The 12,347-nt window shown below is 57.7% G+C and carries 11 protein-coding genes; 10 read left to right on the forward strand and 1 reads right to left on the reverse strand.

The features are described 5' to 3' along the window. Nucleotides 1–38 precede the first annotated feature (38 nt). Genes OZX75_RS01265 through OZX75_RS01275 form a run of 3 tightly spaced genes read left to right on the forward strand, consistent with a single transcriptional unit; the run spans nt 39 to nt 4,318 of the window. On the forward strand, nt 39–971 hold the full coding sequence (locus OZX75_RS01265; protein WP_277146454.1) for a carbohydrate ABC transporter permease: 933 nt from the start codon (nt 39–41) through the stop codon (nt 969–971). Nucleotides 972–985: 14 nt separating this feature from the next. Beyond that, nucleotides 986–1,987 (forward strand): carbohydrate ABC transporter permease, encoded by a 1,002-nt coding sequence (locus OZX75_RS01270; protein WP_277147571.1) that lies wholly within the window; start codon nt 986–988, stop codon nt 1,985–1,987. 24 nt (nt 1,988–2,011) lie between these two features. Further along, complete coding sequence (locus OZX75_RS01275; RefSeq protein ID WP_277146455.1) at nt 2,012–4,318, forward strand: beta-galactosidase; 2,307 nt, start codon at nt 2,012–2,014, stop codon at nt 4,316–4,318. Nucleotides 4,319–4,384: 66 nt separating this feature from the next. Here OZX75_RS01275 and OZX75_RS01280 read toward each other — a convergent pair whose 3' ends face one another. Then, a complete protein-coding gene (locus OZX75_RS01280) occupies nt 4,385–4,618 on the reverse strand; it encodes a hypothetical protein (RefSeq protein WP_277146456.1) in 234 nt (77 codons plus the stop codon). Between the two features lie 309 nt (nt 4,619–4,927). Here OZX75_RS01280 and rpmE point away from each other — a divergent pair, with 309 nt between their 5' ends. The 7 genes from rpmE to orn all read left to right on the forward strand — a co-directional run bounded on the left by rpmE (nt 4,928) and on the right by orn (nt 12,275). After that, nucleotides 4,928–5,140, forward strand: a complete 213-nt coding sequence (gene rpmE, locus OZX75_RS01285; RefSeq protein WP_277146457.1) for a 50S ribosomal protein L31 — start codon at nt 4,928–4,930, stop codon at nt 5,138–5,140. 123 nt (nt 5,141–5,263) lie between these two features. After that, nucleotides 5,264–6,352 (forward strand): peptide chain release factor 1, encoded by a 1,089-nt coding sequence (gene prfA, locus OZX75_RS01290; protein ID WP_277146458.1) that lies wholly within the window; start codon nt 5,264–5,266, stop codon nt 6,350–6,352. A 109-nt stretch (nt 6,353–6,461) separates the two neighbouring features. After that, complete coding sequence (gene prmC, locus OZX75_RS01295) at nt 6,462–7,532, forward strand: peptide chain release factor N(5)-glutamine methyltransferase (protein ID WP_277146459.1); 1,071 nt, start codon at nt 6,462–6,464, stop codon at nt 7,530–7,532. Between the two features lie 191 nt (nt 7,533–7,723). Beyond that, nucleotides 7,724–8,386: an L-threonylcarbamoyladenylate synthase gene (locus OZX75_RS01300; protein ID WP_277146460.1), complete on the forward strand. Its 663-nt coding sequence runs from the start codon at nt 7,724–7,726 to the stop codon at nt 8,384–8,386. After that, nucleotides 8,383–9,528, forward strand: a complete 1,146-nt coding sequence (locus tag OZX75_RS01305; protein ID WP_277146461.1) for an MraY family glycosyltransferase — start codon at nt 8,383–8,385, stop codon at nt 9,526–9,528. The genes OZX75_RS01300 and OZX75_RS01305 overlap by 4 nt, the downstream gene beginning before the upstream one ends. A 51-nt stretch (nt 9,529–9,579) precedes the next feature. Then, on the forward strand, nt 9,580–11,130 hold the full coding sequence (gene guaB / locus OZX75_RS01310) for an IMP dehydrogenase (protein ID WP_277146462.1): 1,551 nt from the start codon (nt 9,580–9,582) through the stop codon (nt 11,128–11,130). 494 nt (nt 11,131–11,624) lie between these two features. Continuing rightward, complete coding sequence (orn, locus tag OZX75_RS01315) at nt 11,625–12,275, forward strand: oligoribonuclease (protein WP_277146463.1); 651 nt, start codon at nt 11,625–11,627, stop codon at nt 12,273–12,275. Nucleotides 12,276–12,347 lie beyond the last annotated feature (72 nt).

The following is a 12,347-nucleotide window of genomic DNA, read 5'->3' on the forward strand; positions in this document are numbered from 1 at the left end:
GTAGCTGGTTAGGGTTTGTGGGCAAAGGTGGGAGAGATATGAGCTTTGAAAACGATTCGGTTCCAAAGCAGGATGGAGATTCGGTTTCGGTGCCGGTGAATGGTCATCGTGTGGATTGGCGTGGCTGGAAGTTTTTGTGGCCGTTTGTGGTGGTGTTTTTGTTCGTGTTCATCGTGCCGATCGTGTATGCGGTGTATCTGTCGTTCTTCCAGACGAGGATGATCGGGGGGGCGGTGTTCGTGGGGTTCGCGAACTATCTGCGTCTGTTCCGTGACGGGCAGTTCTGGGGTTCGGTGTGGCGGGTGACGCTGTTCACCCTGGTGCAGGTGCCGATCATGCTGGCCTTGTCGGCTTTGCTGGCGCTGGCGTTGGATTCGATGCGGTTGCACGGCACGCGTTTCTTCCGTATCTCGACGTTCCTGCCGTATGCGGTGCCGGCGGTGGTCTCCACGCTGATCTGGGGGTTCATGTACGGGGCGAAGTACGGTCTGGTGGGTTCGCTGAACGGCTGGCTGGGCACGCATCTGGACGTGTTGCAGCCGTCGGTGCTGCTGGCGTCGATCGGCAACATCGTGACGTGGGAGTTCACGGGCTACAACATGCTGATCTTCTATTCGTCGTTGTCGACGATCCCGCATTCCTTGTACGAGGCGGCGTCGATCGACGGGGCCTCGGAGTGGCAGATCGTGCGGCGGATCAAGATGCCGGAGCTGAAGGGGAGCCTGGCGATCACGGTGATCTTCAGCATCATCGGCAGCTTCCAGCTGTTCAACGAGCCGTCGATCATGCAGAACATGGTGCCGGGCAACGCGATCACGACGTATTACACGCCGAACATGTACGCGTACAACCTGAGCTTCACGGGCGGGCAGTCGAACTATGCGGCGGCTTTGGCGATCGTGATGGCGATCATCACCATGGCGGTGGCGTACGCGGTGCAGCTCAACAGCATGAAGGAGCAGATGAGATGAGCGGGGTTACGGGCATGCAGACCGAATCGGGTGTCGGCCGTCTGTCGGCCGCGGAGCTGAGGGCGCAGGAGCGTGCCGCCAGGAGGGCGGAGCGGGTGCGCCGGCGCCGGGTGGCGCGTGACGAGGCGGCCGAGCGGAAGAGGAGCGCGCGCAGCGGGTTCAGCAACCCGGACAACCCGCGCCGCAGCTGGCCGCTGACGGTCGTGGTGGCGGTGTTCGCGGTGTACTGCCTGTTCCCGTTCGTCTACCTGCTGGTCAACGCCACGAAGACGCAGGCCGATTTCACCTCGACGTTCGGCCTCGGTTTCGGCCATACGTTCGCGTTGTGGGACAACCTGCGGGAGGTGTTCGCCTATCAGGACGGGATCTTCGGCCGGTGGCTTTTGAACACGCTGCTCTACGTGGTGGTCGGCGCCGGCGGGGCCACATTGCTGGCGATCATGGGCGGCTACGCGCTGGCGAAGTTCCGCTTCCCGGGCCGCAAGGCCGTGTTCGCGGTGGTGATCGGCGCGATATCGGTGCCGGGCATCGCGCTGGCGGTCCCGCAGTTCCTCCTGTTCGCCAAGCTGGGGCTGACGAACACGCCGTGGGCGATGATCCTGCCCAGCCTGATCAGCCCGTTCGGCCTGTACCTGATGTGGATCTTCTCGGAGCAGGCCGTGCCGACCGAGCTGCTGGAGGCGGCGCGCGTGGACGGGGCGGGCGAGATGCGCACGTTCTTCACGATCGCCCTGCCGCTCCTGGCGCCGGGCATCGTCACGACGGCCCTGTTCACGATCGTGGCGACGTGGAACAACTACTTCCTGCCGCTGATCATGCTCAAGGACGCGGACTGGTACCCGCTCACGATCGGCCTGAACCAGTGGAAGGACCAGGCCTCCACCGCGGGCGGGCAGGCCATCCAGAACCTGGTCATCACCGGGAGCCTGGTCACCATCGTCCCGCTCGTGATCGCGTTCCTGCTCCTGCAGAAGTACTGGCAGTCCGGCCTCGCCGCAGGCGCCGTCAAAGAATAAACCTCTGAAGGAATGACGATCAATATGAGTATCCATTTTCATGACCTGAGTGGGTTTGAACCGAATCCCATCGTTGCATTGCAATTGACACGAAGCGGATATGATACCGCTCCGGATGGTTGCTCCATAGGTTTTACCAACGGCTATATGACTGTTAACGGTAAACCCTTCTTCGCGATTTGCGGAGAGTGCCATTACTCTCGTCTTCCTGAAGAACGATGGGACAGGGAGTTGGCAAAAATGGCAGCAGGAGGCATCAATGTTGTCTCCACCTATATCTTTTGGAATCACCATGAAGAGCACCATCATGAATGGGATTTTTCAGGAAGGCGCGATTTACGGCATTTTGTCGAACTTTGCGGTTCACACGGGCTCAGAGTGATTGTTCGGCTGGGACCGTTTTGTCATGGAGAAGTGCGCAACGGCGGCCTTCCGGATTGGCTTTATGGCAAGCCATATGCAGTCCGTTCAACTGATCAAGGCTTTCTTGAAGAGGTGCGGGATCTATATCGGCATATTGCTCTGCAATTGGAAGGATTGTATTTCAAGGATGGCGGTCCCATCATTGCCGCTCAGCTTGATAATGAATACATGCACTCTGGTGCTCCCTGGGAGCTGACGACGGGAATATCGGACGAATGGGTTCCTGTTGGCGCTGATGGAGCTGATTACATCAAGGCGTTACAAGCCATAGCTGAAGAAGAGGGGATTGATGTTCCTTTCTATACCTCGACGGGCTGGGGAGGTTCGCCGGCTCCCAAAAGCGCCTTACCCTTGTGGGGAGGATATCCGTATCGGCCTTGGTTGTTTTATAAGGCGCGCGGCGAACATCCACTGACCGATGAATATCTATACCGTGATTATCATTCGCCTGATTGTCCGCGCGGCGAGGAATTTGACCCGTCCTATGATCCCGAAACCATGCCCTATGCCTGTTGTGAAATGGGTGGTGGTATGTTCAGCTCGTATAAGTACAGATTCATTTTGCCAATGAAATCCGTTGATGCCCTGGCGAATGTAAAGATGGGGTCGGGATGCAATTTCCTCGGGTACTACATGTACCACGGCGGTTCGAATCCGGTTGATAATAATGTGTATCTCAATGAAAGTCAGGTTCCGAAAGTTTCCTACGATTTCCAGGCTTCGTTGGGAGCTTTCGGACAGATACGCGAATCTTATCGACGTCTGAAGCCGTTGCATTATTTTGCTCAGGCATTTGCTGATGAACTTTGCCCTCTGCAGACGGTGATTCCTTCGGATCAGTACTCGATTCGGCAAGATGATATGGAATCATTGCGGTGGTCTTTGCGCACTGATGGTTACAGAGGCTTTGTCTACATCGATAACTTCCAGGATCATGCCCGGATGGATCCTGTCGAAGACGAAAACATCAGGCTTGCTCTTGCTGATGGATCAACCGCCACTTTTGAGCATATCGGTCTTGCCTCGGGAGAAAACTGCATTCTGCCATTCAACATGGATTTGGATGGTGTCAAATTGGTGGCTGCCACCGCCCAACCTGTTACCGTCGTTCACTCCGGGTTCGAAGAAAAGCCCACGTTTGTTTTCCTTCGTCCTGAAGGCATGAAAGATTGCTGGTTCCGTTTCAGCGACGGAAAAACCGTTCATTGCGACAGCGAACCCGCGATTCAGCGTTTTGAGATTTCAAATGGTGCTTCACAGGTATCGATACTGTGTGTGACACGTGCCGTTGCCGAAGGAATGAACGTCGGTGATGGCGATTTGCTGGTATTTGAAGATGCCTGTGATTCTGTGGCCGAAGATGGCTCCACAATCGTCAACGATGCAACGATGATCTACCCGTATCGGGGAAGGATTGTTGCGGAATCGACGTATAGGAATCCCTCGATACAGGTGTTGTCTGAAGGTTCTTTGAACGAAATCATTGCAGAGAGGTCTTCCGAGCGTCTTGACGGGTTGGCTGACAGGGTTGTCGTGAATCGGAAAAGCAACACGCGTTATGTCATCACTGTGTCCAGTTGTCGGCAAAGCGAAGAAATCGCGGATCTGCGGTTGATAATTCGATATCGTGGAGATGTTGGCTGGCTTTGGTGTGGTGATACATTGGTTGACGACAACTTTGCCAATGGAGATTTGTGGGAGGTCAGTCTTAAGGATTACGTTTCATTGCTTGAATCCAACCATAACCAACTCGTGCTGACGATAACGCCTTTGAAAAAAGGATTATCGGTCAATGCCCAATCCGCGATGGCCGCACGCTCCGAACATGTCGAGGAAGAGGTCGCGGATTTGATCGGTGTAACGCTCAAGCCCATCTACCGATCCGTATATCGCCTGCCGGGTAAGTAGTGTGACCGGCGCATGGAGGATGTTTGCATGAAACCGCCGTGCCTGCGGTGTATCGCCATCCGTTTCTCAGTAGCTTGGCGCGACCTTGAACCCGCCTTTTGTCTCGAGGAACTGCCAATAGCTCCATTCCTTGGGATTGATGTAGAGCGTATAGGTCTTTTTGCCGACGACAATTTCGATGGGGAATATGCCGGACGGGTTGGCCATGATGTCGGCTTCGATCTCCAGGGCACGTTCGTGGCTGGGGAGATACATCGTGTGGGTTTTGCCGTGCGTTTCAAAATACAGCATATCGGTCATTTCTGGCTCCTTTGCGTGGATTTGTTGATAGCATCAAAGTATCAAGGGAATCCGACGGGCATACGGTCGAATTTACGGCGTGTTATAAAGGTCGGCAATCAGCCCAAAGACGAAATCGGGATGAAAGGCTGTCGATAATTGTTGTACATTTCAGGCGTCGTATGACTCAGATCGTTCTTTTTCTCACCTGTGTTTTGGCAGATGAGAACGAACCAAGTCAATGCTCGCTGATAGAATATCAAAGTTCCGGTTCACGTCTGACCATTGGGGTTAGGCGACCCGGGTCACCTGAATTCCTTAGGAGACATTATGAAGCAGGGTATTCATCCCGATTATCACGCAGTGCAGGTCACCTGCTCTTGCGGCAATACTTTCGTCACGCGCAGCACCGCCAAGGGCGATCACATGACGGTTGATGTGTGCGCGAACTGCCACCCGTTCTACACGGGCAAGCAGAAGATTCTCGATACCGGCGGCCGCGTCGCCCGCTTCGAGAAGCGCTACGGCAAGAAGACCAAGTAGCATTTTTCATTCGCCAGCCTCTGGGTATCGGGTTTTCGACCCGAATCCGGGCTGGCGTTTTTCATACCCAATTTCGTGATTTCAATCTTGAAAACAGCGGCAATATTATAAAAGGACTTTTGCATGGCAGACGAGCAATTCCCGGCGGCGCAAAGCGCGTTGGAGGAATACCTGGACATCGAGCGGCAGATGAGCCAGCCCGAGGTCGCCTCCGACCCCAAGGCGATTCGCAAGTTGGGGCGTCGCCATGCCCAGTTGGGCAGCATCGTCGAAGCTTATCGTGCCTGGCAGCACGCCAAAGAGGATGCCGAAGCCGCCAAGGAAATGGCTAAGGAGGACGCCGATTTCGCCGACGAGGCCAAACGGCTCGAAGCCATGGTTCCCCAAGCCGAAGAGAAGCTGCGTGGTGCACTGATTCCGCGCGATCCCGACGATGTTCGCGATACCATCATGGAGATCAAGGCCGGCACCGGCGGGGAAGAGGCCGCGCTGTTCGCCGGTGACCTGTTGCGCATGTACACGCGTTATGCCGAAAAACGCGGCTGGTCGACCACTATCCAAAGTGAGAACAGCACCGAGCTCGGCGGCGTCAAGGACGTGCAGGTCGCCATCCGGGCCAAAGGAAACCCGGCACCCGAGGACGGCGTGTGGGCCTCGCTCAAGTATGAGGGTGGCGTACACCGCGTGCAGCGCATCCCCGTCACCGAATCGCAGGGGCGCATCCAGACCTCGGCGGCCGGTGTCATCGTCTTCCCGGAGGCCGATGAGGACGACGATGAGATCGAGATCGATCCCAAAGACCTCAAAATCGACATTTTCATGAGCTCCGGCCCCGGTGGCCAGTCCGTGAACACCACGTATTCTGCCGTTCGCATGACCCATATCCCCACCGGCGTCGTGGTGAGCATGCAGGACGAGAAGTCGCAGATCCAGAACCGCGCCGCCGCCCTGCGCGTGCTTAAATCGCGCCTGTTGGCGATGAAACACGAGAAGGAAGCCGAGGAGGCGGCGGATATGCGTCATTCGCAGGTGCGCTCGCTCGACCGTTCCGAACGTATCCGCACCTACAACTTCCCTGAAAACCGTATCGTCGACCACCGCACCAACTACAAGGCCTACAACCTCGACCAGGTGCTCGACGGCGACCTGCAGGCCGTCATCGACAGCGACATCCAGGCCGACGAGGCCGCGCGGTTGGCCAAGACGGACTGAGTCAATACGCCGTTGACTTGCCATCGTGGCAGACTTGCGCACAAGGCTTGATTGTCTAATGAACCACAGGTACACGGTGAATCGTGCGAGCGGCAATGAAGGGGCGAAAATGGCGGATACGCAGGCAAAACGTGATACTGATGCCATGATTCGGCTGGCCAGCGAGGAGCTGGGCAAGGCCGGCGTGGAAACGCCTCGCAACGATGCCAAATTATTGCTGGCTGAGGCGTTTGGGGTCAAGCCAGGCGACGTCGAGAAATCGATCTTGTTGGATATGCCGTTGCACAGCGTGGTCAAGTCGGATACCGAAACGGGAACGCTCGGTAATCCAGATGTAATACGTATTGACGCTGATTCGAAGAACGGCGAAAACGACAAAGCGCTTCAGCAGAACGAATCCGCCGATAATCGTGACGCCCAAGACCCGGGAGATCGACAGGCCGAGGCCGACGATGCGGCCGTCCGTCGTTTCGTCGTGATGCTCGCGCGGCGTAAACAGCGCGAGCCGCTGCAATATATCGTCGGCCACGCCCCGTTCCGATACCTCGATCTGGACGTCGGCCCCGGCGTCTTCATCCCGCGCCCTGAAACCGAGACCGTGGTGCAGGCCGCCATCGACTGGCTGGTGCGCAACCATATCAAGCCCAGCCGTCTGGTCGATTTGTGCGCGGGAAGCGGGGCGATCGGACTTTCGCTGGTCACGGAGCTGAGCGGCAGCGAGGTCTGGGCGGTAGAGATGAGCGAAGAAGCCCTGAAATGGACAAAACGCAACCAGCAGAAGGTGTTCAAAGACCATTCGCTGGCCGGTTACCACTATCATCTCTTCCATGCCGACGCAACGAACGCCATGATGCTGGCGCGATTGGACGGAACGATCGACGCCGTGGTCACCAACCCGCCTTACGTCCCGTCCTCCCAGATCCCGCAGCAGCCGGAAGTGCGCGACCATGACCCGCAGATGGCACTTTACGGCGGGTCGGCCGACGGGACCTATATCCCGGAACGGATCATTCTTCGTGCGTCGAAGCTCTTGCGCAGCGGCGGGGCGCTGGTGATGGAGCACGACATCTCGCAGGCGCGTCTGCTGGCCGATTTCGCCATGGCCCACGGTTTCCGCACGGCGCATACGGGTGATGATCTTACCGGTAGGCCGCGTTATCTTTTTGCCGTCAAGGGATAGTTTTCTTCATCTGCTCGCCGCGCTGTATTGCAATATTGGCGCATTGACGAAGGGCGATTCGGCGGTATCTGCCAACCGGTAAGACAAGACTGACTGACGGATATGTGAGGATTGGTAACGGTTCTATGGTTCTGCTCGGTGAAGTCGGGGCGCAATGATGCAATGAATGCATACTTTGTGTTGGAGGCAATATGAGCGACGTGCGTGCGATTGATGAAGAATCCCTGGCTTTGGCGGCCAAGATCGTCAACGATGGGGGACTCGTCGTATTGCCGACCGATACCGTCTACGGCGTTGCCGCCAGCCCGTTCAGCGCCGAGGCCGTCAGCCGCATCTATGAGGCGAAGCGTCGTCCGCGAAGCAAGGCGCTGCAGGTGCTGCTCTCCTCGGTCGATGATTTGAAAGGGCTTGATCTCTATCTTCCGATGCCGCTTGACCGACTTGCCAAGGCTTTTCTGCCCGGTCCGTTTTCGCCGATCGTCGTGGCTTTAGCCGGCTCGAAACTGGTCACGTTGCGTGACGAGCTGAACGGCAGCAAGACCCAGGCCGTGCGTGTGCCCGATTCCGCGGCCTGCCTCAAGACGTTACGTGCCGTCGGGCCTTTGGCCTGTTCCAGCGCGAACCGCAGTGGCGGTCAAAGCCCGCAGACGGTTGAGGAAGCCGTTGCGGCGCTCGGTGACGACGTCGACCTCTATCTTGACGGAGGTCCCACCACGAGCCATGTCGCGAGCACGGTGGTTGCCGCCGATCCAAACGAGCGTGACGGGATTTCGATTGTTCGTGAGGGAGTCATCAGCGTGGCGCAGGTGCGTGCCGCGCTCCAAGACGCCGAAAGCGAGAGCCCCAACGCATGAGAGTCTACCTGTTCATCGCCGCGATTGCGGGAGGAGCCACATGGCTGGTCACCCCTCTGGTCCGTCATCTTGCCATAGAAGTCGGAGCGGTGGGAGAAGTCCGCGCCCGTGACGTGCATAAGGTGCCGACCCCGCGTATGGGTGGAGTGGCGATGCTGATTGGGCTGGTGGTCTCGATTGTGTTCGCCAGTAAGATGCCCTTCATTTCAGGCCTTTTCGTCGGCTCGTATCAGGCTTGGGTCGTCCTCGCCGGCGCGGTGATGATCTGCCTGCTGGGGGTGGCGGACGATTTGTGGGATCTGGATTGGATGCTCAAACTGGCCGGTCAGCTCCTGATTTCCGTGTTCGTCGCGTGGGGCGGTGTGCAGATCATCTTCCTGCCGTTCGGCTCTCTGGTCACGGCCTCGCCGAGCATTTCCATGGCCATTACGGCTTTTCTCATCGTCGCCTCGATCAACGCAGTCAACTTTGTCGACGGCCTTGACGGTCTCTCTTCCGGCATCGTCGCCATCGGCGGCATCGCGTTCGCGATTTATTCCTACGTCATCGCGCGGGCCACACCCAGCTACGCCTCGATGGCCACCCTGCTTGACGTGGCTTTGGTCGGCATCTGTGTCGGCTTTTTGCTCCATAACTGGCATCCGGCGAAACTCTTTATGGGGGACTCCGGTTCAATGCTGCTGGGCTATATGATCACCTGCGCCTCGATTATCATGACCGGACATCTCGATCCGGCTTCGGTGCATACCAGCCTCTACTTGCCTGCGTTCATGCCGATTCTGCTGCCGATTCTCGTGCTCTTCCTGCCGGTGCTCGACATGTGCCTGGCCATCGTCCGCCGCCTGAGCAAAGGCCAGTCGCCGATGCACCCCGATCGTATGCATCTGCATCACCGCATGTTGCGTATTGGTCACAGCGTTCAAGGTGCCGTGCTGATTCTCTGGGGATGGGCGGCGCTGATTTCCTTCGGCTCGATCATGATCTTGTTCTTTAAATGGCAGTATGTGGCCATCGGCATGGTTGTCGCGGCCGTGATCCTGACGATTTGCACGCTGTCGCCGTATCTGATGCGACGGTGGCTTGAATTACAAAAAGAAGAGGGTCTGGACGTACGAAACGCGCGACACCACCGAAAACGGTAGTAATCGCAACCAATGTCGACGCTCGTCAGCCCGCGCCCATATAGTTGTGATATGGCTATTAACTCACAATCTGATATCCAGTCATCCTACAATCCTCTACCTCCTATCTTTGCGAAGATGGGTCTGGCATATGACGATGTCTTGTTGCTTCCCAACGAGACTGATGTCATTCCCTCACAGGTCGATACGACAACGCATCTGACCCGCGAAATCACCATGAAGGTTCCCGCCATCTCGGCAGCCATGGACACGGTCACCGAATCCGACATGGCCATCGCCATGGCACGAAACGGCGGCATCGGCGTGCTGCACCGCAACCTTTCCATCGACGATCAGGCCTCGCAGGTCGATATCGTCAAGCGCAGTGAGTCGGGTATGATCACCGATCCGCTCACCGTCAATCCCGAGGCCACCCTTGCCGATCTCGACAAGCTGTGTGGCCGTTTCCATATTTCGGGCCTGCCCGTCGTCGACAGCGACAACAGGTTGCTCGGTATCATCACCAACCGCGACATGCGTTTCATCGCTCCCTCGGATTACGACAAGCTCAAGGTTCGTGATGTGATGACCAAGGACGGGCTGATTACCGGACCGGCGAACATCTCACGTGAAGACGCCCACGACCTGCTTGCGCGTCACAAGGTCGAGAAGCTGCCGTTGGTCGACAAGGACGGCAAGCTCGCCGGTCTGATCACCGTCAAGGACTTCGTGAAAACCGAGCAGTACCCGGACGCCACCAAGGACGACCAAGGACGTCTGCGTGTGGCCGCAGGCATCGGCTTCTTGGGTGACGCGTGGCAACGCGCCAGCGCTCTGATGGAGGCTGGTGTCGACGTGCTCGTCGTCGATACCGCCAACGGCGAGGCCCATCTGGCACTCGACATGATCAAGAGGCTCAAGTCCGACCGCGCCTTCAACGGTGTGCAGATCATCGGCGGCAACGTGGCGACCGCCTCCGGCGCGCAGGCCATGATCGACGCGGGTGTGGACGCGGTCAAGGTCGGCGTCGGCCCCGGCTCCATCTGCACCACGCGTGTAGTCGCGGGCGTCGGCGTTCCGCAGCTCACCGCCGTCTATGACGCGGCCCAGGTCTGCCGTGCGGCCGGCGTGCCCTGCATCGCCGACGGTGGCATCCACTATTCCGGCGACATCGCCAAGGCCCTTGTGGCAGGCGCCTCGACGGTCATGCTCGGCGGCGCGCTCGCCGGCTGCGACGAGACCCCAGGCGAGAAGGTCTTCCTGCACGGCAAGCAGTACAAGCTCTACCGCGGCATGGGCTCGCTGGGCGCGATGGCACCGCGTGGCAAGAAGTCCTACTCCAAGGACCGCTACTTCCAGGCCGACGTCACCAGCAACGACAAGGTCATCCCGGAGGGCGTCGAAGGCGAGGTGCCGTATCGCGGTTCCCTGAACGCGGTGCTCTACCAGCTCATCGGCGGTCTGCACCAGTCGATGTTCTACATTGGCGCGCACAATATCAAGGAGATGGCCGAGAAGGGCCGCTTCGTGCGCATCACCGACGCCGGACTGCGCGAATCGCACCCGCACGACATCGTGATGACCGCCGAAGCCCCGAACTACAGCGGTTTCCACAATGACTGAGTTTCAAATCTGATTCCAGTTAGACCAACTGACGTGCTTGGGGCTGGGATATACGATGTCCGACACGCTCCGGGCTGAGCCGTTAAGCGGCCAATCCAGTGGATTGGCCGTAGGCGAAGTGAGTGCTCGCCAAGAGCACGAAGGCAAAATCTTCGATTTTGCACAGGCCGAGTCTTTACGGTCTGACATCGCATATCCCAGCCCCAAGCACTCAACGGGAAAGTGGTAAAGCAACCGAATGGTATGGTGTTATTAAAAGATTATGGCGTTCGGGGCTCGGCTAAGAAGCGAATAAAAACAATTTAAGGTTGAGTGGTTGGGCGGGGATATACAATGCTGTGGCGTAAAGCTTGGCCTACCGGCCTGGAGGGTGCCTCAGCATTGTATATCCCCGCCCAACCACGTCAGTTAGTTTTTTTAATAATCATTAACGCCGTCACACATGTGAGATAATCTGTAGTGTTCTGTGGTCAAAGATAAAAGGGGAACGAATTATGGTGAATGCTCAGGATGACGAGACGTATACGGCCGAGGGGTCGCGGCTGATCTGGATCGACTGCGAGATGACCGGCCTCGATATCTTCGGCGGCGACGAGCTGGTCGAGGTCTCCGTGGTGCCGACCGATTTCAATCTGAACGTGCTCGACGAAGGCGTGGACTACGTCATCAAGCCCTCGCAGAAGGCCGTCGACCACATGGGCGACTTCGTGCGCGCGATGCACACCCGCTCTGGGCTGATCAAGGAATGGGAGCATGGCCTGAGCCTTGCCGATGCCGAAAAGAAGATCACCGAGTACGTCGCCCGCTTCACGCCGGACGGGGTCAAGCCGCTGCTTGCCGGCAACACCATCGGCAGCGACAAGAAGTACCTCGACCACTTCATGCCGAACTTCATGAGCCATTTGCACTATCGCAGCATCGACGTCAGCACCATCAAGGAGCTGGCCCGTCGCTGGTACCCGGCGGTTTATGTGAACCGTCCGCCCAAGAACGGCGGCCACCGCGCCCTCGCCGATATTATCGAGTCGCTCGACGAGCTGCGCTACTACCGCGAGGCCTTTATGGCCCCGGTTCCCGGCCCGGACGAGGCACAGGCCAAGGCCATTTGCAAGCACATTGTGGAAACGAGCCTCAACGCCGAGTGATGCGGCATCTGCGATGAAAATCAGTGTTTAGATCGGTTTTCGGTGATTTTCATCGCAAGCTCAAATGAAGAT

The sequence above is a fragment of the Bifidobacterium sp. ESL0800 genome (genome assembly GCF_029395355.1).
Lineage (GTDB): Bacteria > Actinomycetota > Actinomycetes > Actinomycetales > Bifidobacteriaceae > Bifidobacterium.